Here is a 22501-nt window from a genome sequence, read left to right as displayed (position 1 = left end):
CCTCTTTCATGCTTCTTACATATTGTAAGGAGCATTTTTTATTGTCAAAAAATAGATTCAATATATGTCCGTTATTATATGAATTTATTTGTATAATAGTAGGTGAGAACTATTTTCAAGAGGGAGGTGTATAGTTAATGAAGTTAGTTATTCCGAAGCAACATGGAGCATGGGCGATGCTTGTCATACCATTTCTATTAAGTGTATTACTTGGTAAACCTACTTTTTATCATATCCCACTGTTTTTAGCCTGGTTCTTTATCTATCTAGCTACGTATCCATTTCTCATGTACATAAGGCAAAGACGAAAAAAAGAATTTCTACACGCTGCAATTATTTATTTTATCATTGCATTTGTATTTGGGACGATTTCTTTATTATATGAATGGCGAATTCTTTTATTCGCAGTATTAATGATTCCATTGTTTATTGTAAATATGTATTACGCTCGTCAAAAAAATGAACGAGCATTACTAAATGATGTTTGTGCGATTATAGTGTTTTGTATAGGTGGTTTAATCAGTTATTATTTCTCCATGAAATTAATAGATAAAACAGCATTATTCATTACGCTTATTTCATTTCTATATTTTTTAGGAAGTACGTTTTATGTGAAAACGATGATTCGTGAAAAAAATAATCCGAAGTATCGTTTTATATCTTGGGGATACCATATTGTATTAACGGTAATTGTATTTGCTATAAATCCATGGTGTTCACTCATATTTGTACCAAGTGTAATTCGGGCCATTATGTTGTATGGCAAAAAGATTTCTATATTAAAAGTAGGGATTTTAGAAATTGTTAATTCTGTATATTTTTTAATAATAACGGTAATAATGATGAAGTATGCCATTTGAAACAAACTTCCCATCTTTTGATGGGAAGTTTTCATTCTTGTTCTAAAATGTGAACGGTGTAATCGCAACGTTGAAGAGCTTGCTCTACAGCGTAAAGGGATTGTTCAATACGTGCGCGATTAAAATCTTCTTCAACAGTCTGTAATGCATCTTCTAAACAATGTTTCGCTTCTTGTAAGGAATGAAAAGAATCTTGTACGTATCCACGAGCATTCTTTTTCAAAGTAGTAGCCTCCTTTTGTACATCTTTTTGTAGTATGAACAATAAAGAAGAAAATATAATTTTTTATATTTATTTGACAATTATAATAAAATTACGTATAGTTAAATTTAAAGTGAATATTTTCTTATCCAGAGAGGTGGAGGGACTGGCCCGATGAAACCCAGCAACCGCGATGCAGGTGCTAATTCCAGCAGAACATATTTGTTCTGGGAGATAAGACGAAGATATACGTAACTTCTTCTTATCGGAGAGGTTTTTTTGTTGCAAAAAAACCGATTACGAAAACATATAATAAGAAGAAAGGGGTTGCGAAGTACTGTGACACTCGAAAAATACGTAAAACTGCGTAGTACAGTTTATGAATATATGATAGAGCAAGATAAGCCAATATCATTGTTAGATATTCAAGAACATATCGTTTCGCATCATGAAGGAAAATTCACTAAAAAAATGTTACATCAATTTTATTTATCAAGACTATTAGATGAACTCAAACTGGATGGGAAAATTACTTTAGCTGATGATGAATATCGCTATGCTGAAAAAGGGGTATTTTATAAAGCGGGAAAAGGGAGCTAGGCTCTCTTTTTTTCTTGAAATAACGAAGTATGTAGCGTAAAAGACTGCTAAAGCAGCCTGATACAAGGGAATGGTGTTGAGTGTGTAGTGTCAAAGATTGAATGTGCCTGAAAGAGGCACTTCATATCGGCTGCAAATGAAAAGAGACACCTTCGCCGAATAGGTGTCAGTCGTTTGTCACGTAGACTCGCTACTTGACAGTTATTAGAATAACATGCAGGATTTTGGAAGTCAAAAGGGAATTAAAGGAAGAGGTGTTGCATATTTATTAAAAGAACTACATAGGTATATTCCGAAATATATTGTTGATAGAGGTTATGAATATTATGAAGAGGGACATGTAGAAGATGTTGAAGTACATGATAATAAAGTATTTGCTTTTGTGACTGGTAATGCAGGAAATTATGAAGTAGTTATTGATCTTGAAGATTTTGCAGAAAGTAGTTGCGAGTGTCCTTATGAAAATTATTGTAAACATATGGCGGCAGTTGTGTATGAAATTCAAGGTGCTGGTGAGAGTACAGTTAAAGAGCAATTGAAAGGTTTAGAAAAAGAAGAGTTACTAACAGTATTAAATCGTTTGTTACAAAGTTCGAAAAATGTGCAAATTGTAGAGAAGATGTTAAAGAAGGGGAAACTTTAACTAAAGAGGGAGTTGTTTTGTAGTGAACGTACTAATTATATATGCTCATCCTAATCCTTCAAGCTTTAATGGGGCAATTTTAGAGCATGTGCAAAAAGGATTTGAGGAAACAAATCATTCTGTTACGCTACTTGATTTATATAAAGAACAATTTGATCCAGTGCTTGTATTTAATGAAGAGAAGAAAAGACGTGATTTACTAAATGAAGAAGAGACGAAGCGATATAGAGAATTAGTGCAGAAGGCGGATATTCTTCTTTTCATATATCCGATATGGTGGTGGGGCATGCCTGCTATTTTAAAAGGATTTATCGATCGTATTTTTGTAGCTGGATTTGCTTATAAATATGAGGGGGCATTACCGAAAGGCTTATTTAAAGGTAAGAAGGCGTGGGTTATTAATACGTTAGACTCACCGTTATGGTACGTAGCACTATTATATCGATCAGCGGATTGGATTATGATGAAAAGAGGGGTTTTGCGTTTTTGTGGTATTCGCAATATAAAACGTTCTGCTTTTCAATCTGTGAAAACGAGTAAAGTAACGAAGCGTGAAAAATGGCTGTTACAAATAGAAGAAGCGGCTCGTACATTATGAATGAAATCGATCGTATTATAAAGTGCTGTAAGTATGATGACGAACTTTTTCGTACGTATATTAAGTGTTTAGTCCAATTGAAGAAGTGTAGTGAAACGTTAAAACAAATTCAGATACAATTAAGAAATGACTATTTAATAAGAGGGATTTGTGAAAGAGAAGTTGATGAGGTAATAAAGGGAAGTAAAGAATATGAAACATATTTTCTTCCTAAAGTATTGCAGTGGAATTTCCTTAAGAACAATCCTCATATGATTGAAAAAGTATGTGAAGATTTGTTTACATATGAAGCATTAAATCATGCAGAGGTAGAGTGGAGGAAGGTAATAAGCTGTATAGATAACGAATGATTTATTATATAAAAAAGCTAGTATAAAACTAGCTTTTCGTTTAAATAAATAAGAAACATAGACTAATGATAAATCCTGCATATAGTAAGTTAACAACACAAAATCCCATAATATCACGCGCGCCTAAACCAGCTATCGCTAATGCCGGTAATGCCCAGAAAGGTTGAATTAAATTTGTCCAAGCATCCCCCCATGCAATTGCCATCGCTGTTTTCGCGGCAGGTACACCAAGTTCAGCGCCAGCTGGAATCATAATTGGTGCTTGCACTGCCCATTGACCGCCTCCAGATGGAACGAAAATATTTACAATGCCAGCACTTAAAAATGTAAAGAGCGGGAATGTGGTTTCATTTGAAATACTAATAAAGAAAGTAGAAATAGCTCCTCCAAGCGAAAGCCCTTCACTATTTACTCCAATCATCATCCCCATAATTCCAGCATAGAACGGAAACTGAAGTAAAATGCCTGAAGCACTCTTAGTTGAGTCAGAGAAAGCGCGAATATATTGAATCGGAGTACGGTGGAAAATAAGACCGGCAATTAATAACATAAAAATAACGATATCAAGTGTAAGGTTAAAGCCTTTCGTACTAAAATAGTTAAAAATATAAATAAGACCTAATAATCCGATGCAAAGTGTAATAATCATACTATTTTCCATTTTTTCAGCGAACGTATTGTTCCCTACTTCTTGAGCGGCAGCTTCTTCATGGAATACGCTAGGATCTACAGTTATCGTATGTTTTTCATCTGGATGCATGGCCCGGTTAATGAGAGGCATCGTAACGAGAAAAATAATAACTGGCACGAGTGCGTATGGTGAGAATAACGTTTCTGTTATTGGAATAGCTTCTTTAATACTTCCAGCTGTCGTTTTAATTAACGTTTCGCCGCCAGTTGCTAACGTAAGAGGGATAGAAGCAGAAAGGCCTGCATGCCAAATGAGAAATCCAGAGTAGGAAGAAGCAATTGCTAACCTATAATCTAATCCTTCTAACTGTCTGGCCACTTCTTTTGCATATAAAACCGATACAACAATACCAAATCCCCAGTTTATGTATGCTCCTAGTAAACTTACGATTGAAATAGCAATAATACCTTGTCCATTTGTTTTCGGTAATTTCGCTGCTCTCGTTAATCCTTTTTTAATAAGAGGAGCGTTTGCTAATGCAGATCCTGTCACGAGTACAAGAGCCATTTGCATAGAAAAGGCGAGAAGTCCCCAAATGCCATTGCCCCAATGCGTAATCATTTCGACCGGTGTTTGGTGCGTTGCAAACATACCGAAGAAGATAACGAAAACAGTTAATAAACATGATAAAATAAACGGTTCTGGTAAGAAACGCTGCACAAGGGCAACACATCCATTTGTAAATGAACGAAACAAAATAAATCAACCTCCTTATGTATATTTATTACAATGTTCGAGGTTGTTTGAGTAATATCCTTTAATATATGGAAAATTCAGATATTTAAGGTGATTGTCATAATGTCTAGGTAGATTGATAGTCTATGTTGAAATATTATTTCATTTTGAACTGAAATATTTCAAAGGGGGGTAGTATCTATGCAAATCAACTTAAGCAAAGCAAATAGCCCAAAACGTTAAAATTATAGTTTGTATATATAAATCGAAATAGTGTAAAAATATGTGTTTTCGTTTATATCTCTGTTAATTAGATTTGACGAAAACAGAAATTGAAAAGAATGCTCTATATACAAGGGAAAGAGATGGTCATAGACGAATATGTCCATCAAATGACAGTTTATGTAAGAATCAGGTTATTGAAAAAGGATATTAGCTATTTTTAACGAATTCTGAATTACAAACAAAATTTATCAAAAGTGGTGAGATAATATAGAGAATAAAATAAATTTATTTTTGGATATGAAAATGGAAAAATATATAGTTAGCAAGCTTCGAAGTGCCGGTTGTGTTTTTGCAGAAGATGAGACCCGGTTACTTATGTCAGAGGCACTAACTCCAGAGGACCTTATGAAAATGGTAGAAATGCGAGTCAACGGTTTACCTCTGGAATACGTTGTTGGATACACGGAGTTTTGTGGTCTACGAATAGAAGTGGATCGAGGCGTTTTTGTACCGCGTAAACGTACCGAGTTCCTTGTTCATCAAACAGAGGCTCTGTCACGTTCTAGCGATATCATTGTTGACCTATGTTGTGGATCAGGTGCGGTGGGCGCAGCACTGGCAGCAGCTTTGGGACGAGTTGAATTGTATTCTGTTGACATTGACCCTACCGCAGTACAATGCGCTAGCCGCAATGTAACGAATTTTGGCGGTCATGCTTTTGAAGGTGACTTGTATAAAGCTCTACCAGACTCACTTAAGGGCCATGTAAATATCCTAGTTGCGAACGTACCTTACGTTCCTACTGAAATAATAAAGTTTCTCCCCCGGGAGGCACGCCTATATGAACCAAATGTAACGCTTGACGGAGGAGAAGATGGTCTTAACATTCTGCGAAGAGTAGCAGAAGAAGCTTTACTCTGGTTAGCTTTGGATGGACATCTTTTGATAGAGACGAGCGAAGTTCAGGCACCCCAGGCCTTTGAAATCTTTGCTGGTGCTGGGCTTAGCACAAAAGTCGCTAGAAACAAGGAACTGGACGCTACTGTCATTATCGGTTCTAATTCTAGCTTTTAGAGTATTACTAGTGTTACGTACGTTTCAAATGGTACGACAATCCAAAGAGAATATAGTGTTTACTGATAGGTGGTAATAGATCAATGAAAAAAGAATGTGGAATAATCATATTGGTTTTGTTTTTTATTTTGAGTGCTTGTTCTAGTAAAAATAATATTACTTTTAAACAAGCAGATGTTGAAAATGGAATAGTCTATGAATTAATTTCTAAAAATATTAATATGAACACTGAAATATCTTATAAAATAAAAATGACGAATAATACCGATTATATTATCGCACAAAATAATGTTATGTTTTCATTTCCTAAATCACCTACTGTTTCTGGACAAACAACAAATCCATTTAGAGTGTTAGCTAAAGGTAATAAGTTAAATATTAAACCTGGGGATAGTATTGTTTTAGAAGTATCATTTTCTCCTGATTTTTATTCTGAGTTTAAGAATACAGAAGTATCTAAAGCAAATCTGTATATAACAGGTTATATCGATAAATTAGCTGATGAAAATCATTTTGATTTTATTAAAAGTATTAATTTAGATTAAAAAAGTGCACCTCCGATTGTTAGACTGTGTCTAATAAACGAAGGTGCACTTCAAAGGAATCAACTTTTTTTATTGAACTAAAGCAATCGTTAGCTTAATAGTAAATGATTGCAACCGGCTATTTCTCCCACAGTTCGATCAATCGACCTTCAGGATCTTTAATCCAAATAAACTTTCCAAATTCACTAATCTCTTCTTTCTTTTCAAGAGGTACGCCAATTTGTTCAAGATGCTGAATAGTCTCGTTTAGATTATGTACTTGGAAATTTAACATCACTTGTTGTTCTGTAGGAAAATAACTATCATTCTCGGCAAAGAAAGAAAAGATAGTCTCAGTTCCTAATTCGGGTTTAATCACAGTCCCGTTCCAATTTTCTATTTCAATCTTCAACACTTCACTGTACCATTTTTTTATAACATCAAGATTTTTAGTTCTCCAAAATATTCCTCCGAAACCTTTTATCATTGTATTTAACTCCTGTCTATCTTTAAATTTTTAATGACATAAGTTCAACCTTCAATAAAACGTAGTGCACAACGGGAATGGTAATCGGTTAGATCTTTTGCAAATTGTTGATTCGGAAATCCTCTGTGAAGCAATCTCAACCCGCCTGAAGTTAAGGATATATGATGATGGAATCGATAGAATAACATCCTGTTGGGGTCGAGAGTATCATTCTTTAAATATCGATAATAATCCCCAAATCGAAACTGCAAAAAACTGTGCTCATACTCAATATCAAAGAACTCGGCTCCTTCGATATCAATCAAATAAGGTTCTAGTTTGTTATTAATTAATACATGATCGGGGCCGAGTTCCCCATGTATAAATCCATAACGACTTCTTGTTTCAATTTTTGATTCAAGCTCGTACAATGTATCGAGTAGATTGCTATGACTAGCCCTGATGCTGTCAATATGTTGGCATGCGTAATCTAAATCTCTTTTTGCATTCTTCATTTGCAAGTGATGACATTTTTCCGTGTTGATCCCACTTTGATTCACTTTCCCATGAGTAAGTCTCTCGTTGGCATGCATGTCTGCCAGCATATCTCCTATCCGCTGAAACACTTTATCTTTAACATATGAATCGGAATGTTGAAAATAAACTTCTGCCTTTTGTCCATTTACATATTCAACGAGAGCATAATCATAAGGATGACGGTTTCTTTCCTTATTCAGATCATATAGAAGGGGAGTTTGAATTCCTTGTTGAATTAAATACTTGTTATTTAATTCAAATAAATCACTACTATAGGAGTGCTCATGTATATCTCGGTTTGCTATTTCTTCTTGAAAATAATTCATGGTAAGATCCCAAACATACAGAACGCAGGAAAATCCATTGCTGCAATCAATCTTATAGACTACCTTTTGTGCACCGCCATGCATTTTCGTTACACTAGAAACCAAATAACTGGTACCAAAGACTTTTTGCATATACTCCTGTAAATCAGATTGATCAAGGTGACAAGTGATTCTCAATGAATAACACCCCTTTTCTTAGGTTTTGCTGTCAATCAAACTATATAAAAAATCTAACCAAAAGTATAGATTGTTTATTTGTAATTTGTGATGTTAAATTGGGTCTGGAAAAATAGTAATATAAAAACCCGTTGGAGCTTCAATGTTTTTTTGATGAAATCATTCTTACTTCTCAAATACCTCGCCACACAAAAACTTAAAATGTATTACAATGAATGAATCTATACGATTTTCAATCCTTCTTCTTTTCGCTAACTTTACCATTATTTTTAATTGAGTATTACTGCCCCGGCAGTTTAAGTAAAAAACCTTCATAATCTCAATGATATATTCAAACTCGAATAATCTAATTTCCTGAAAACGTTCCTCAACAATCTGGCCCTTTAGTGGAGTAACTTTATTGCTACTCAGCAGTTTCTTAATCCGCCTTTCAGTTCAGATCTTCTTTTCACTATAAAAACATCTCTTTAGATAAACAGATCCAAAGGGGCAAAACATCGCGCTTTTTTATAAAAACAGTGATTTTATTTAAAAGCGATATTAAAAATATTCTTCAAATCCTGGAAGCATATGTTTGCCGCAAACAAAAAGAACCATAAGCTTGCCAAACGGCAAAATTATAATTTTGATAGCTGTCGTCATTTTTTATTCATATATTGGAAATGAATTTCATAATGCGGAAAAATAGGGGGATTTATATGTCAAAGTGGCAATCTAAAGAACAATTGGTTCAATTATTAAGCAATCTTGTTGAAATTCCTAGTATTACAGGTTCAGAAGCTGAAGTTATATTGCCAGACTTTGTTGTAGAACAACTATCTGATTTACAGTATTTCAAACAAAATCCGCATCATTTGCAAAAAAATCCGACGGGGGATGGACGATATTTTGTTACAGCCCTAGTAAAGAAAAGTGATAGTACGAAAAATACCGTAATTCTTGTTAGTCACTTTGATGTTGTAGATGTACAAGATTACGGAGTGTGGAAAGAAGATGCATTTAACCCTAAAAAATTAACATCTATGTTTTATTCTCATAAAGATGAGCTACCAGATCATGTACGTGAAGATATTGAACAAGGAGATTGGCTATTTGGTAGAGGAACAATGGACATGAAATGTGGTCTAGCTTTACAAATGGCGATGGTTGAGCAAGCTTGTGAAGGAAGATTTGATGGGAATGTTCTTTTATTGGCCGTTCCAGATGAAGAAGTGAACTCTGTAGGGATGAGAGCTGCTGTTCCAAGATTATTAGACTTAGCAAAAGAACATGACTTAGAGTATAAAACGGTCCTAAATTCAGAGCCTATGTTTTCAAGACATCCTGGTGACCAAAATAAGTACATTTATACTGGTTCTATTGGTAAGGTGTTACCTGGTTTCCTTTGCTATGGAAAAGAGACACATGTAGGCGAACCTTTTGCAGGATTAAATGGGAGCTATATGGCTGCATTATTAACAGCGGAATTAGAGTTGAATACGGACCTTTGTGATATTGTAGAAGGGGAAGCGAGTCCACCACCAACTAACTTGCTTCAAAGAGATTTAAAGGAGGATTATTCTGTACAAATTCCTCATCGTGCTGTCACATTATTTAATTTGTTTTTACTAGAAAAAACGATGACAGATGTAGTTTCATTGTTACGCCAAAAAGTAACGAAAGTAGCAGAGAAAATCGAAGAATCGTATGAGGAGCGAGCGTATCATTTTTCTAAGTATAATCCGTTCATACCGCCGAATCTTAAAGTAAATGTATTAACGTATGAAGAGCTTATCGCTTATGCAATTGAACAACATGGAAGAGAAAAAATAGATGAAATTCAATCCGATATTATAAAAAATAGAGAAGATAAAGATGATCGTGCAGTAACTATTGATTTAGTAGACAAATTATCTATCTTATGTAAAGAAAAGGCTCCAATGATTGTACTTTTCTTTGCGCCGCCATACTATCCAGCTGTGAGTTCACGCAACAATCCTTTAATTAAAGAGGTAGTTGTAGAAATGGAAAAGTATGCCCATTATAATCATAGCATTACATTTGAAAACCAAAATTATTTTGGAGGAATTTCAGATTTAAGCTATGTGGGCTTACAAAACCCATTGGATTCAATGAGTTCTCTTGTAGACAATATGCCATTATGGGATAAAGGTTATTCGATTCCACTAGAGGAATTAGAAGAGTTTGACGTTCCAGTATTAAATATGGGACCAGTAGGAAAAGATGCACATCAATGGACGGAGCGTCTGGACGTAAATTACGCATTTGAAACGTTATTAGATATGTTACCTATATGTATTGAAAAACTACTTGTTTCTAATAAAGTTACACAGTCATAGTGTTTGCATAAGAGCGAGAAAAGGACCGTAGTGATACGGTCTTTTTTTCGTAATGAATAGTTTGAAACCTTAGATTTATGAAATTGTGATGTAAGAATTCTCCTTAAAATAGATTCGCAATAAACTATTTAGAGAGAGTAGATATGGCTTGTACACTTTTTGTAACGGTATTTGCTGAGTTTTTGTATAATATAATTATGTGAAGTTAAAATAACTTATTGTATCAATAATATATATTTGCGTAGAATATCCATTTTAAGATTTTGAAGTCCCCCCCTAAATGAAAAATTTATTTCGCTACAGTTAGTTACTTAGTGAAGTCTGCTCATTTTTTTCGTATTAGGGAAGAAGGTACTTTTTAACTTGATGGGTATGGGGTAGTATCCCTTTTAGCAAAACCGGAGTGGAAATGATGAGTATAAATAGTTTTGTGAGATTGATAAAGGACGAATTATTAAAAGAGGTAAGCATAAGAAGTGAGGATGAATTCGAGCCTATAGTAGTTAAAGATATTCCTAGACTTTGGAAGTGTTTAGGGACAGGTAATTATGCCGCAGTATTTATGCACAAAGAATACAAAGATTGGGTAGTGAAAGTTTACGCGCGAGAAGGAGAAGGAATTGAAAAAGAGTCAGAAGTATACCGAAGAATCGGAAATCATCCTTCTTATTCGAATCTTATATATAAAGGAGAAAATTTCATAGTATTGAAACGTTTAAAAGAAATTACCTTATACGATGCTATTCATAAGGGGATTAAAATTCCTAAGCAGGTAATCCTTGATATCAATGAAGCTATAGAGTATGCAAGGGAGCAAGGATTAACTCCCTGTGATGTTCACGGAAAAAATGTGATGATGGAAAATGGAAGGGGATATGTAGTCGATGTATCTGATTTCTTAAAAACAAAAGAAGATAGTAAGTGGAGAGACTTAGAAAAGGCATATTTTACATTTTACTTGCCTTTCATTTATAAATTGCCTTTCCCTGTTAAAATACCGTATTTCATGTTAAACATTGTTCGACGTTCATATAGAAAATATAAGAAGCTTACAAAGAAATTCAAATTGTAAAAGGACCACATACTTATCTTTAGGTTAGATAAGTGAACCACTAGTAAACAAAAGGACCGTACATTTTAGATATGTCTAATATGTACGGTCCTAATTTTATAACTTCATGAAGTAATTTATTTATAAAATGATTGTAACAATAGAATATACTATTTCAGTACATTTCATTTTAAATATATTGATGTACTATAGTTCTAAACAAATCACAATAATGGATTAGAAGGGGAATAAACTATGTACACAGACGCAATTGAGTATTAAAATTTCAATCTAATGTACCTTTGCATAGATGCAGGTATCAGTTAGTTCTTTACCGTCAGCTGAAAGATCTTCATTACGTAATATCCCTTCAAGCTCAAAACCTAGTTTTTCAGGGATCGCACGACTTTTAGTGTTATTAGATTCACAGCGTATTTCAATCCTTCTAAATTTGAGTAACTGAAATCCAAGATTTGTTAACTCACTTACTGCTTCTGTCATATATCCATTGCCACTAAATTGCGTATTAATCCAGTATCCAATTTCACATTTAGAAATTTTCCAATTAATTCCGTGAAGGCTAGCAGTTCCAATAAAATCATTAGTACCCTTAAGATAGATAAGATAGCGAAAGCTTTCTCTTTTTAAAAAATCTATATGGGCATTTCTCAGGATAATTTCAGTTTCTTCAACAGTAGGAATTGACTGGAATAAAAGCAACCATTGTTTTAACTCATTAATTGAATCCTTAATAGCTTGGTGTACGACATTCCCGTCACCAGCTTGAAGTGGTGCTCGAAGAATTAGTCTGTCTGTTTCTATTTGTAACGGAACATCTAATAAAATAGAATTCATATCATTTCTCCTCTCGAAAACTTTAAATTATGACAGAATGAAACTTATATAATAAAAAAACTTTCACCCAAAAGAAATAATTCTTGAGGACGAGAGTTGCAATTTCGTGGTACGTTATTATAATAAATAAATTAAAAAATACCCTATCTCACTAATAGGAGATCCTGTCACAGCATTACTATAAGTTATTACAGAACCGTGCGAAGCTCTTAGTCTTTCTTCATTAAGAACTTGATAGCAATACAGTAAAGTTTATCTCCCATAATGGGGCCTCTCAAAAATTAGTAAACAATAAATATATATTCAATTAATCACTTAGAAATCCCTTTTCGCATATTGAAAACTAAACTGCCAGTTGGTACAAAAAAATGGCTACCGAAGCAGCCTTAGGTTATTCAACTAATGATTGTAGAAGGAATGAGTGTCGCATTTATTAATCCCAATTTATTTGATTTAAAAATTTACTTCTATGCAGATGGTGAAACAGAATTAATGAGAAGGTCTAGCCGCGATATTGCTGAAAGGAGAGCCGATATCAATTATTTAAGGCGGTCTCATGCAGAACGTCGGATTCAGTACGAAGTGTTTATGCATCCATACAGTCAATGTTTTGATATTATTATCAAAAATTCCGATGAAGCAATATGTCTAGAAAAAAATACATTTGAGTTTTATAGAGTTTAAATGCAAATACTCTATTTGTTATGTTTATTATGAGGGTTCATTTTCATTATTTGGCTCCCAAATGAAGCAACTTTAGTATTCACTCAAAAATCCATTGTCTATGAAACAACTAGATTTTTAAACGGCTTTAATAGACAACTGCCATTTACATAGACAGATGTCTATTGTATTTTTGGCGGCAAGATTAAATAGCTTTTTTGTTACTTTACAATAAAGTATACTTAATATCAGTAATTCATGTAATTAGGAGTGATTTCTATATTTAGGGAAAATGCAAAAAGGTTACTTCTGTCATTAGTAACAAATCCAATACTAATAATTGTATACGGCATTTTTTGTTATGAGTTAGCCTTATACTGTAAGTACGGAAGGATGAATTATAATATTTATATTTTGTTATTATGTATAGTACTTTTTATATCCATGATTACATTTACTACAATGCGGGTGATAAAAAATAGAGAATATGAATCTAAAAAATTAACTAATTCAATAGCATGGAGATCCATTTCTATTATCATTATTGTTGCAATTACATCATTTTATGGGATGCAGATTTATCAAAGTGCAATAAATTACAATGGCAAATTGGCATGGTTTATAGAAAGGTTAAAACATGAAAGGTCAGTTAAACTTAAACATAATAATATATATGAATCTGGAGTAGAAGGTATTTTTGAAGATATAAATAAAAAACATCCTTTGCCAAAGAAATTGTATATGGCAACTGATTTTGATCTTACATTTCATTCAGATGGAACAATCACAGAGTTTGATACATTTGTTTATGGGAAAAATGTTGATGGGAAAGAAGAAACTTATTTAATCTCTTATAATAAGAAGAAATCAGAAGATATTACTATAATACGAGACGGGTATGCAAAGCCTGATTATGATGATGATAAATTAGTAGAACCTTTAATTAAAACGGTTAAGGCGATTCCAGTTAAGCAAACGGTTAGAAAGTGGAATGAAAGTAAGTATGGGTTGATTTATTATGGAAAAAGAAATTGGGGATCCAATACAGAGGGGATTATTAATATTACTGAGGATGGTAAGGGGCAGAGTCTTAAAGAAGCAGCTTCTGAAATCATTGGATATACTGTATCTATATTTGTCCCTGGAAAAGAGAAAGAGCTAGTACCTGCTAGATATAACTTAATATGTGACGCAAGTTGGAGTAAATCAAAGACGCCTCCAAATGAAGATAGGCTTAAAGAGAAGAAACAACAAGATTTAAAGAATGAAAAAGAACAGTTTTTCCTATCAAAAGAAGTTGGTTATAAACTAAATATGACAGATAAAGCATTAGGGAGCGCCTTTTATTCATTAAGCAAGACTAGTGATGAAGGGGAAACATGGGAGGTTATCAATCCAGACCCATTTAATAGGGGGATTGGTAGTGTATCAGGAATCACTTTTATAAATGATAAACTTGGGTTTTTAGGAGCAGTTAGACCTTCTGGTAATGAGGGAGAGTTATATCGCACAGATGATGGGGGGGTATCTTTCAAAAAGGTAGAATATCCGCCGCATGAAGTCAAATTAGATCATACACAGTCCACAATAAGTCCTTTTGATTCTCCTAGTATGCCATATGAGAAAGATGGGGTTTTTAATATGTTAGTGGGACAAGGGGCAGATGGAGACTACAATGGCGATAGTAGTGCACTTTATCAATCAAAAGATAACGGAGAGACATGGGAATTTGTAGAAGAAGTGAAAAAGAAGCCCGTAAATCTTTAGATGATCTTAAGGCTTGGATACAATAATCTGACCTATTAAAATCTCAAAAGGATTTTGTTGATACGTTACCTGAAAAAGAAGCAAGTATCTCTAAACTAGAGGAAAGTAAAAAATAAAGAAAAGAGGTTGCCCAAAAGTAACTATTCAGCGACTTTTGGGACAACCTCTTCTTTTTGTTGTATATTTTCAAGAAAATTTAGAATAAAATAAAAATGTAGTCATCTACCTATTATTCACTAATGAAAAGAAAAGGGGGTAGCGAAATGCAACTGAAGTATGGGAAGCACATTAATATATTATCTATTGTTCTAACTTTGTTCTCTTTTTCCGTAATTGTAAGTTTCTCTACCTGGTTGAGTGGATATTCAATTCCCAACCTTTCTACAATGCTTAAGGTAACAATGTGGAGTGCATTTATTCTTGGAATTATAGGGTTTAGACAAGAGAAAAGCGCACTAGCGATTATAATTATGGGAATATGTGCCTTTGCTCTAGTCGTTCTATATACTTATGCGGTTATAAGTTTTCTTGAGCATTAAACACCATGAAAAAGAAACGAACATTTTTGTTCGTTTCTTTTTTTGGGATGATTATTATAAAATAGCCTCTTCTAATGATTGAGTGCTGAATCCAAGAATTGATTTTTGGGGTGTTATTTTCATGATCGTTTACAATGATATATGGAACTCCTTGTACGTTAAAGAATTCAAACTCTTCTTTTCCTTCTGGGGTATTAGAGGGGTACCACCCACATTTTTTACTGAAAAAGAAATTGTATTTATAAAGCGAAAAAACGCTATTCTTTTTGTAACAATATACAGAAACGCCATCCTTTCCTATGATTCTACAGAAAGAATAGCGTATTTTTTCATTTTAGGGGGCATTTCTTTTTATTAGTTTGATAGCGAGGTGACGATACCCCTTTATTGTTTTTCAGATTTCGCTTGTTCTAAAATGTATGCTTCTTCTTGTTCCGGTGTCGCTAATTCGTATGCTTTACCAGTGCTGCTATTGTCCCATTCCCATAATAAATTATGCTCCTCAACCGATTGAGAGAAATCGCCTTCATACCAACGAACCAAAATCTTAAGGTACTGTTCTTTATGTTGTAAGGTTCCACTATTACTTTCATCAATCGCTTGACGTATTTTTCCGATGTTTTCTGGAGTCATTTTGATAAATCCTTGCTTTTCGTGGGATAATACTTTTTGATGAGTCATTTTGTGCATTGCATTGATTATATGACGATCAGAGTTGAGGTCAAGTATTACCTCTTCCCCTTTAATTCTCTCAGTCTGCTTTTCCTTAACGTCTGAACCTGCATACGTACCGACTTTGTAGCCAGTAAAAATACCAACTGCTATAGCAATAACTAAGGTTGATGTGATTTTAATCCACTTTTTCAAACCTCTTCCCCCCCTTTTATTGAAGTGTACCATAAAAGAAGAACTGTATGCCCATATCTATCTGTGAGGTCTACATAACGTATCATTATCAATAGTCAACGATGTATAAAATTTTCGTTATGGGGGTAGTTAAAAATATTAGCTTGATAGCGATGTGGCGGTACCCCTTAATGGGCATCTTTTTCATATTCAGCAATAAATTTCATAGTATACTAATATTTAGGTGTTTATATTGGGAGGATTAAAATGATGAAGAAATCAGTATTAGCAGTTGGTTTATCGGTTGCAATGTTAGCGGCTTGCGGCGAAAAAGAAGTGGTTCAAAAAGAGAAGCCAAAAGCACAACAAACAACTGCGAAAACAGAACAACCAAAAGATGAGCAAACACGAATGATGAAAAGTTTTGAACGTAGAACCAAAGAAATTAAAGAATATTTCGGCGGTACTGTTACAGCGGTTGAATTAAAAAAAGAAAATAACTTGTATGTCTTATATGTTTTCGTTGACAAAACAGCATTGTCAAATGCAGACGAAGGCCTACGGGAAAATTTCGGCTACAGAACGAGAACAAAGTTAAAAGACGCCGTTGCGCAGAGTGGCTTGCAAGAATACGGCAAAACAACCATAAGATACTTCACATCAGACAATAAAACAGAAATTGAATTTGAATAAGTATTCCTGCGGGAGTGCTTTTTTATTTTATTTGCAGGAAATTATCACCATTTGTCGAATTATATAAGCTGAAGGGTGATAAAAATGAGACATAGAAATCTTTTTATGCTGGCAATGAATACGTAAAAACAAAAACATTCACTTATAACGGTTAATAGGAGGAATTATCATGAAAAAATTAGCTACAATTGCATTAACAGTAGCTTTAGCTTTAGGCGGTTTGACGGTTATGAACATTAACACACCTGAAGCACAAGCAAGTGAAGATTGTCATTACATCTGTGGTCCTAGCGAAACGGTGAATGGTGTTACAGTTCAAGTTCACGCTACGGAATACACTTTTGGTGGAAACGTAATTGCAAGAATTACAAATAACCGAGCTGAGGACATTCATTATAATGTCAGCATCGAAAAGAAATATGGAGACAACTGGGGAGAATATGATACTTTCTTCCATTGGCAAAATCAATGGGTTCCAGCTGGAGCAAATGATGAAATTTCAACTTTCACAGGATATGGAGAAAACATTTACGACAATGGAACATACCGTTATAAAGTTGAAATTGTAAGTGCTGACGGTTCTGTAGATACAATTTACACAGCAGCAATGACGGTAACAGGGCGATAGCTCATGACTGAGCTTCATTATTTATGATTGTATTTTCAATAATAGCATTGATAATTGCGTTGATATTATTATTAAAATAAGCTCTTCGGAGCTTATTTTTTTATATAAAAATTGAATATTAATATTCTATTATTGAGTTTTATCCTCTGTTCATAAACATAAGATTTTCTGGACAGATGTCTCTTAAAGTACAGAAAACGCTTAAAATATGTCCGGATTATGTCTAAACGTACAATTTTCCCGAAATGGTATGGTGAGACCACATCCATCAACTTAAGAAAAGTAAACACCCCAAAAACAAAAAAATGAGCTGACTTCTCAAAAAAACTAACTGTAGAGAAAGAAAATTTTCATTTAGGGGGTACTTCAAAACCTTAGCCTGATGGGCTTTTTTCTTTTTTCTAAAGATCCAGTGTAAGTTCTTTAAATATTTTCATACCAGATAAACCCTATTGGGTTTTAATTTTTTGGATTACGCTACATGCTTGTGAGGCATAGAAAGGTTATATACGACGCCTAAGATATCAAAGACGGTTTCTTCTCATACCTATGGGATTTTCGTCCGTTTTTCTGTAAGAGATCAAACAGACGAAACAATATCTTTGTTAATTCTTTGGTGTCTTTTTGTAGAGATTCATAAATAAGTAGAAAATAATCTTTTATGATATAAATCGTTTTATATTCGCTTAATTCTCGTTTTTTCTTGATGAGAATTAATTGGCAGATTTGAGACACAGAAGCTATTTTGAACGTAAGGGATTTGTAAGGAATAGGTAAGGAAAAAGAGATTTTCATTGCGTATGATGAAAATATAAAGAAGCATGAAAGGAGGAACAGATATAACTTATATATGAAAAACAAACCAGTTAATAAGAGCGTTTCATGGAAAAGAAATAATTTCTGAGGTTAACATACATGCAAAAAGAGGGATTTACCGTTTATTAGGACAGAATGGAGCTTGTAAAAATAATCATTATGAAGATGATTACGAATTCAATGTTGACTTTTTGTCATCGGTAGAGATGATAGCTGTGTGGTGAGTATGAAATATCAAGCAACCACCTATACAATATGAATAGAGGAGAGGAATGCCTTATGAAAACACGTAGTCAAATTACATTTGCAAGTCTGGCTCTTTTAATAGCTGGAAGTTCCCTGTTATACACAACGCCAACCTCAATTGTAAAAGCAGAGCCCACTCAAAATGTATCTAGTTCGTTACAAACAAATACTCAACGAGATCGTAATTCCGTCAAGCAAGCAATGCGGGATACATTGCAACTTGGATACCCGGGGATACTTGCTAAAACTTCTGAGGGTGGAAAAACTTGGGGTTATGCCGCTGGGGTAGCGGATCTGAGCAGCAAGCAACCAATGAAAACAGATTTTCGCTTTCGCATTGGCAGTGTAACGAAGACGTTCATCGCAACGGTTTTACTTCAATTAGCTGGAGAGAACCGCCTGAATCTAGACGACTCCATCGAAAAATGGTTGCCTGGTGTCATTCAAGGAAATGGATATGATGCTAAACAGATTACTATCCGTCAGATGTTGAATCATACAAGTGGCATCGCTGAATACTCAAGGTCAAAAGAAGCTGATTTTACGCATACAAAAAGATTGTATACCGCTGAAGAGCTAGTGAAGATTGGACTTTCGATGCCCCCAGACTTTGCCCCAGGAAAGGGCTGGTCTTATTCAAACACAGGATACGTATTACTGGGTATCCTTATTGAAAAAGTAACCGGAAACAGTTATGCGGAAGAGATTGAAAATCGGATTATTGAACCGCTTGAATTGTCGAATACATTCCTACCTGGCAATTCAAGCGTTATGCCAGGCACTAAGCATGCCCGTGGATATGTCCAACCAGACGGAGCAAGTGAGCTAAAAGACGTTACTTATTTTAATCCAAGTATAGGTAGCTCGGCTGGAGATATGATTTCTACTGCTGACGACTTAAACAAATTCTTTTCTTACTTGCTCGGTGGAAAATTAATGAAAGAACAGCAACTAAAACAAATGCTTACTACAGTTCCTACAGGAAGAGCTGAAATCGGGAGATACGGTCTTGGAATCTATGAAACTAAGCTTCCAAACGGTGTCCCGATTTGGGGACACACAGGTGGTATTCCAGGATTTAGTACTTTTGCTGGAGGTATACTTGGAGGTAAGCATACGTTGGCCGTCAGTTTGAACAGTATGGGTAGAGCTAACAGTCCTGATCCTTTTAAAAATATTTTACTTGCTGAATTTGGTAAGTAGGTAAAAAGGAAAAAATTTTTTCATAGTTTTCATAGTTGAAAATATACTTTTCTAGTTCAAAAGCCCCAACTTATTTTTAAAAAAATTTGGGGCTTTTTTACTTAGTTGAAAGTATATCGGCATTTTTTAAATATATCATAATCAATTCGCAAATCTTATAATCATATTTTTAATGGCTGCATGAATGTTTTCAATGATTTCATTCCTTATTATTAAATCTCCATAAATTTAAATTAGCCTATCTTTATTAATTCATTATGTATCAGCATTTGGATTTTTTATAAAGAAAAGGCACTATCATCAAAGTGCCTCTTCTTACTTAATCTACAATGGGATAGCAACACATCGCCATCCTTTCTGTATATTTCTACAAAAAGAATAACGTTCTCTGTGAATTATAGATATAAATTTATCTTAGGTTGATAGTGATTTATGATGCCTCCATATACATAAATACATTTTGTCGAAATTATTAAAAAGGGGAATTTTTCTATTTGAAGAACTAATAATTGATTGTCAATATGTATTAGAAATCTCAATCTAAACTAAAGGAGAACAAAATGGGACAAAACAATAAAGGCTTTTCTGAAACAGGATTGCGCAAAATGCGCAATGTACTGGGGCAGCATGTCGATTCTGGAAAGATTCCTGGGCTCGTCGCCTTAGTCAGCCGAAACGGGGAGACGCACGTCGAAGCGCTTGGAACAATGAGGCATGATGGTGGCGCACCAATGCGTCGGGACACGATCTTTCGATTGGCGTCCACTAGCAAGCCGATCGCAGTTTCACCAGTAATGGTTCTGCTCGACGAGTGCAAACTGCATTTAGACGATCCAGTAGACAAATGGCTGCCCGAACTCGCTGACCGGCAGGTGTTGAAACAGCCCGATGGTCCACTGGAAGAGACCGTCCCAGCACGGCGTCCTATCACTGTACGAGACCTGTTGACCTCCACATTCGGTCTCGGAGTGGATCTCACGTTGATGGGTTCTCCGATCATGAACGCGTTCTTCGAGAGTGGGATATTCGACACGCCAGGGCAGGATATGCCCGATCCAGATGAGTTTATGTGTCGCCTAGGTGCACTTCCGCTAAGCTACCAGCCCGGAGAGCGGTGGCAGTATCATATCAGTATTGAAGTGCTCGGCATTCTTGTTGCCAGGGTCACGGGTCAGACATTCGAGTCATTCCTGCGCGAACGCATATTCGATCCACTGGGAATGAAGGACACTGGTTTCTACGTGCCTGAGCTCAAGATTGACCGGCTTCCACCTGCCTTCAACCCAGATCCGCAGACAGGTGAGTTCATCGTGTGGGATGAGGGTACAGGCGGACGTTACAGCAAACCTCCAGCATTTCAAGCAGGCGGTGGTGGGCTGCTCGCAACCATCGACGATTATCACGCGTATTTGCAGATGCTGTTGAACAAAGGGATGCACGGGACCAAACGGATTCTGTCTAGGCCCGCAGTCCAGCTGATGACCACCAACCGTCTTACTCCTGAACAACAAGTATACCGAGACGATTTGGCCAAAAACAACGTCCATTTGTCGTTTGGACAAGGGATACAAGGTGGCTGGGGCTTTGGGATGGGGGTGCGTACCTATCTTGGAGACTACGCGTCTATCGGTCAATTCGGCTGGGATGGCGGAACTGGCACTACAGCTTACGCTGATCCAGACAAACAGTTTATTGGAATTCTGTTCACCCAGGTTGGGATGTCAACTCCGGCCCCATCGCATCTTATCCAAGACTTCTGGACCACGGTCTACCAAGCAATCGAAGACTGAAACCGAACTTAGGTATTGTTTAAAGGAAAACTCCAAGACAAATTATACGCATGATGGCCACCATCAACACCATGGTTAAAAGCTATGGCAGGACGGGAAGTGTTGGAAGTACTACGAGAACAGTTTGGCATTATTAATAAGAGCCAAATAAAAAATCCTCTTGGATGCAAGAGGGTTTTTTTTATTGGGAATAGTAAGGATGAGGGGAGGTGCATTACATATGGGAAAAGGTAGAAGTAATAATGCTGGTAAAAAGCAACCGAATTTCGATGATTCATCTAATTTCGCTAAACAAAGCCAACCGACAGAAAAGAAGAAGAAATAAGAAAAGGATCTCTCTTTATCAAGAGAGATCCTTTTTAAAATATATTGACGTTTCAGCACAACATATCGATTGCCTAATCAAATAGTCATAAATACAAGGCTTAAACTCCTGCGAATGGAAGCCAATTTAATATTATTGTCCTGCTTTTTCTAATGGGTGGAATGATTGCTCAAATTGTAGCCTTGAGGAACCCTCAGCGAGTTCTAAGTATAACTTTGATTGCATCAAGTATTTTTGGCTCTGAAGACAACAAACGGAATTTGCCTCCGATCGATGAGAAGATACTCACTTACCGTGCTAATGGGGCCAAACTAAATTGGTCGGATGAAGAATCTGTTGCAAATTACTTGGTTACAGGATCAGTGTTACTCTGTGGTTCAAAGCATAAGTTCGATGAGAAGAGGGCTTATAAGCAGGTAGAAAAAGAAATAAAACGAGCAAATAACCTACTCAGTATGTTTAATCACTCACTTCTTAAAGGCGATGATTCTTATGAGGGGAAGTTAAAAGAAATTAATATACCTACTTTGGTTATCCACGGTACAGAAGATACAGTGCTTCCATACGAGCATGGTCTTGCTCTTGTTAATGGAATTCCCCATGCTGTATTACTAACCGAAGGATCGGGGCACGAGATTCATTGCGACGATTGGGTTCATATAATCAGCGCTATTTCGAACCATACTTCACTCTTATAATCATTATAGGAATCGCATAAAACAAAAACACTTGGAAAAAGGGCCACAATTGAATTTGTAACCCTTTTTTTCTATTGAAAATCAGTTTTGGAGC

The 22501-nt window shown here is 35.3% G+C and carries 21 protein-coding genes, 3 pseudogenes and 1 riboswitch; of the genes and pseudogenes, 17 read left to right on the top strand and 7 right to left on the bottom strand.

What is annotated here, in order from left to right; translation table 11 throughout:
• Nucleotides 1–137 precede the first annotated feature (137 nt).
• The gene (locus MR066_RS03880; RefSeq protein ID WP_242246036.1) at nt 138–860 is read left to right on the top strand and encodes a YwiC-like family protein; all 723 of its coding nucleotides are present in this window, start codon (nt 138–140) and stop codon (nt 858–860) included.
• A 31-nt stretch (nt 861–891) separates the two neighbouring features.
• On the opposite strand, the gene MR066_RS03875 is transcribed toward MR066_RS03880, so the two are convergent.
• Complete coding sequence (locus MR066_RS03875; protein ID WP_002084448.1) at nt 892–1083, bottom strand: hypothetical protein; 192 nt, start codon at nt 1081–1083, stop codon at nt 892–894.
• 121 nt (nt 1084–1204) lie between these two features.
• A riboswitch (SAM riboswitch) is annotated at nt 1205–1303 on the top strand.
• Between the two features lie 38 nt (nt 1304–1341).
• On the opposite strand from MR066_RS03875, the gene MR066_RS03870 reads away from it, so the two are divergent.
• The 4 genes from MR066_RS03870 (at nt 1342) to MR066_RS03855 (ending at nt 3253) form a co-directional block, all read left to right on the top strand.
• Nucleotides 1342–1662, top strand: a complete 321-nt coding sequence (locus MR066_RS03870) for a hypothetical protein (protein WP_002110869.1) — start codon at nt 1342–1344, stop codon at nt 1660–1662.
• 214 nt (nt 1663–1876) lie between these two features.
• A complete protein-coding gene (locus tag MR066_RS03865) occupies nt 1877–2305 on the top strand; it encodes an SWIM zinc finger family protein (protein WP_242246035.1) in 429 nt (142 codons plus the stop codon).
• A 22-nt stretch (nt 2306–2327) separates the two neighbouring features.
• Entirely contained in the window at nt 2328–2903 is a 576-nt protein-coding gene (locus MR066_RS03860) for an NAD(P)H-dependent oxidoreductase (protein WP_242246034.1), read from the top strand.
• Complete coding sequence (locus MR066_RS03855) at nt 2900–3253, top strand: hypothetical protein (protein WP_002084455.1); 354 nt, start codon at nt 2900–2902, stop codon at nt 3251–3253. Before MR066_RS03860 ends, MR066_RS03855 begins: the two co-directional genes overlap by 4 nt.
• A gap of 40 nt (nt 3254–3293) precedes the next feature.
• On the opposite strand, the gene MR066_RS03850 is transcribed toward MR066_RS03855, so the two are convergent.
• Nucleotides 3294–4640 (bottom strand): short-chain fatty acid transporter, encoded by a 1347-nt coding sequence (locus tag MR066_RS03850; RefSeq protein WP_242246033.1) that lies wholly within the window; start codon nt 4638–4640, stop codon nt 3294–3296.
• 507 nt (nt 4641–5147) lie between these two features.
• On the opposite strand from MR066_RS03850, the gene MR066_RS03845 reads away from it, so the two are divergent.
• Both MR066_RS03845 and MR066_RS03840 read left to right on the top strand, forming a co-directional pair.
• Entirely contained in the window at nt 5148–5918 is a 771-nt protein-coding gene (locus MR066_RS03845; protein ID WP_242246032.1) for a putative protein N(5)-glutamine methyltransferase, read from the top strand.
• Nucleotides 5919–6001: 83 nt separating this feature from the next.
• Nucleotides 6002–6463 (top strand): hypothetical protein, encoded by a 462-nt coding sequence (locus MR066_RS03840; RefSeq protein WP_002146653.1) that lies wholly within the window; start codon nt 6002–6004, stop codon nt 6461–6463.
• Nucleotides 6464–6581: 118 nt separating this feature from the next.
• On the opposite strand, the gene MR066_RS03835 is transcribed toward MR066_RS03840, so the two are convergent.
• A complete protein-coding gene (locus MR066_RS03835; protein WP_002033235.1) occupies nt 6582–6929 on the bottom strand; it encodes a VOC family protein in 348 nt (115 codons plus the stop codon).
• A gap of 44 nt (nt 6930–6973) precedes the next feature.
• Nucleotides 6974–7903 (bottom strand): phosphotransferase, encoded by a 930-nt coding sequence (locus MR066_RS03830; RefSeq protein WP_002190164.1) that lies wholly within the window; start codon nt 7901–7903, stop codon nt 6974–6976.
• A gap of 743 nt (nt 7904–8646) precedes the next feature.
• Between MR066_RS03830 and MR066_RS03825 the strand changes: the two genes are divergently transcribed.
• Nucleotides 8647–10287, top strand: a complete 1641-nt coding sequence (locus tag MR066_RS03825) for a M20/M25/M40 family metallo-hydrolase (RefSeq protein ID WP_016101011.1) — start codon at nt 8647–8649, stop codon at nt 10285–10287.
• Between the two features lie 403 nt (nt 10288–10690).
• Entirely contained in the window at nt 10691–11359 is a 669-nt protein-coding gene (locus MR066_RS03820; protein ID WP_080019775.1) for a protein kinase family protein, read from the top strand.
• A gap of 270 nt (nt 11360–11629) precedes the next feature.
• Here MR066_RS03820 and MR066_RS03815 read toward each other — a convergent pair whose 3' ends face one another.
• A complete protein-coding gene (locus MR066_RS03815) occupies nt 11630–12193 on the bottom strand; it encodes a GNAT family N-acetyltransferase (RefSeq protein ID WP_242246031.1) in 564 nt (187 codons plus the stop codon).
• A gap of 396 nt (nt 12194–12589) precedes the next feature.
• Here MR066_RS03815 and MR066_RS03810 point away from each other — a divergent pair.
• The 3 genes and pseudogenes from MR066_RS03810 to MR066_RS03800 form a co-directional block, all read left to right on the top strand.
• Nucleotides 12590–12877, top strand: a pseudogene (locus tag MR066_RS03810) (hypothetical protein); the annotation flags it as partial.
• A 249-nt stretch (nt 12878–13126) separates the two neighbouring features.
• Nucleotides 13127–14623, top strand: coding sequence for a WD40/YVTN/BNR-like repeat-containing protein (locus MR066_RS03805; RefSeq protein WP_309145084.1), 1497 nt, complete (start codon nt 13127–13129; stop codon nt 14621–14623).
• 263 nt (nt 14624–14886) lie between these two features.
• Nucleotides 14887–15162, top strand: coding sequence for a hypothetical protein (locus MR066_RS03800; RefSeq protein WP_002084476.1), 276 nt, complete (start codon nt 14887–14889; stop codon nt 15160–15162).
• 384 nt (nt 15163–15546) lie between these two features.
• On the opposite strand, the gene MR066_RS03795 is transcribed toward MR066_RS03800, so the two are convergent.
• Complete coding sequence (locus tag MR066_RS03795; protein ID WP_242246030.1) at nt 15547–16029, bottom strand: PRK06770 family protein; 483 nt, start codon at nt 16027–16029, stop codon at nt 15547–15549.
• A 246-nt stretch (nt 16030–16275) separates the two neighbouring features.
• Between MR066_RS03795 and MR066_RS03790 the strand changes: the two genes are divergently transcribed.
• Nucleotides 16276–16701, top strand: coding sequence for a hypothetical protein (locus MR066_RS03790; protein WP_088039811.1), 426 nt, complete (start codon nt 16276–16278; stop codon nt 16699–16701).
• A 169-nt stretch (nt 16702–16870) separates the two neighbouring features.
• Nucleotides 16871–17329 carry a hypothetical protein gene (locus MR066_RS03785; protein WP_002084479.1) on the top strand — a complete coding sequence of 153 codons (459 nt, stop codon included), beginning with the start codon at nt 16871–16873 and terminating at the stop codon, nt 17327–17329.
• Between the two features lie 472 nt (nt 17330–17801).
• On the opposite strand, the pseudogene MR066_RS03780 reads toward MR066_RS03785, so the two are convergent.
• A pseudogene (locus MR066_RS03780) lies at nt 17802–18058 on the bottom strand (IS4 family transposase); the annotation flags it as partial.
• Nucleotides 18059–18424: 366 nt separating this feature from the next.
• Between MR066_RS03780 and MR066_RS03770 the strand changes: the two are divergent.
• The 3 genes and pseudogenes from MR066_RS03770 to MR066_RS03760 all read left to right on the top strand — a co-directional run.
• The gene (locus MR066_RS03770) at nt 18425–19594 is read left to right on the top strand and encodes a serine hydrolase domain-containing protein (protein ID WP_242246029.1); all 1170 of its coding nucleotides are present in this window, start codon (nt 18425–18427) and stop codon (nt 19592–19594) included.
• A gap of 560 nt (nt 19595–20154) precedes the next feature.
• Nucleotides 20155–21384: a serine hydrolase domain-containing protein gene (locus tag MR066_RS03765; RefSeq protein WP_151304331.1), complete on the top strand. Its 1230-nt coding sequence runs from the start codon at nt 20155–20157 to the stop codon at nt 21382–21384.
• A gap of 477 nt (nt 21385–21861) precedes the next feature.
• Nucleotides 21862–22407, top strand: a pseudogene (locus MR066_RS03760) (alpha/beta fold hydrolase); the annotation flags it as partial.
• Between the last annotated feature and the right edge of the window lie 94 nt (nt 22408–22501).

This window comes from Bacillus cereus group sp. BfR-BA-01523, assembly GCF_022662615.1.
GTDB lineage: Bacteria > Bacillota > Bacilli > Bacillales > Bacillaceae_G > Bacillus_A > Bacillus_A mycoides.
Note: the sequence above shows the minus strand (reverse complement) of the source record. Positions and strands in the feature narration are given on the sequence as shown.

What these genes read in the sequence shown, in the direction of transcription:
- MR066_RS03880 (WP_242246036.1), top strand. Translation starts at nt 138, where the DNA reads ATGAAGTTAGTTATTCCGAAGCAACATGGAGCATGGGCGATGCTTGTC.
- MR066_RS03865 (WP_242246035.1), top strand. Translation starts at nt 1,877, where the DNA reads ATGCAGGATTTTGGAAGTCAAAAGGGAATTAAAGGAAGAGGTGTTGCA.
- MR066_RS03855 (WP_002084455.1), top strand. Translation starts at nt 2,900, where the DNA reads ATGAATGAAATCGATCGTATTATAAAGTGCTGTAAGTATGATGACGAA.
- MR066_RS03845 (WP_242246032.1), top strand. Translation starts at nt 5,148, where the DNA reads ATGGAAAAATATATAGTTAGCAAGCTTCGAAGTGCCGGTTGTGTTTTT.
- MR066_RS03840 (WP_002146653.1), top strand. Translation starts at nt 6,002, where the DNA reads ATGAAAAAAGAATGTGGAATAATCATATTGGTTTTGTTTTTTATTTTG.
- MR066_RS03835 (WP_002033235.1), bottom strand. Translation starts at nt 6,929, where the DNA reads ATGATAAAAGGTTTCGGAGGAATATTTTGGAGAACTAAAAATCTTGAT.
- MR066_RS03830 (WP_002190164.1), bottom strand. Translation starts at nt 7,903, where the DNA reads ATGCAAAAAGTCTTTGGTACCAGTTATTTGGTTTCTAGTGTAACGAAA.
- MR066_RS03825 (WP_016101011.1), top strand. Translation starts at nt 8,647, where the DNA reads ATGTCAAAGTGGCAATCTAAAGAACAATTGGTTCAATTATTAAGCAAT.
- MR066_RS03815 (WP_242246031.1), bottom strand. Translation starts at nt 12,193, where the DNA reads ATGAATTCTATTTTATTAGATGTTCCGTTACAAATAGAAACAGACAGA.
- MR066_RS03800 (WP_002084476.1), top strand. Translation starts at nt 14,887, where the DNA reads ATGCAACTGAAGTATGGGAAGCACATTAATATATTATCTATTGTTCTA.
- MR066_RS03790 (WP_088039811.1), top strand. Translation starts at nt 16,276, where the DNA reads ATGATGAAGAAATCAGTATTAGCAGTTGGTTTATCGGTTGCAATGTTA.
- MR066_RS03785 (WP_002084479.1), top strand. Translation starts at nt 16,871, where the DNA reads ATGAAAAAATTAGCTACAATTGCATTAACAGTAGCTTTAGCTTTAGGC.
- MR066_RS03770 (WP_242246029.1), top strand. Translation starts at nt 18,425, where the DNA reads ATGAAAACACGTAGTCAAATTACATTTGCAAGTCTGGCTCTTTTAATA.
- MR066_RS03765 (WP_151304331.1), top strand. Translation starts at nt 20,155, where the DNA reads ATGGGACAAAACAATAAAGGCTTTTCTGAAACAGGATTGCGCAAAATG.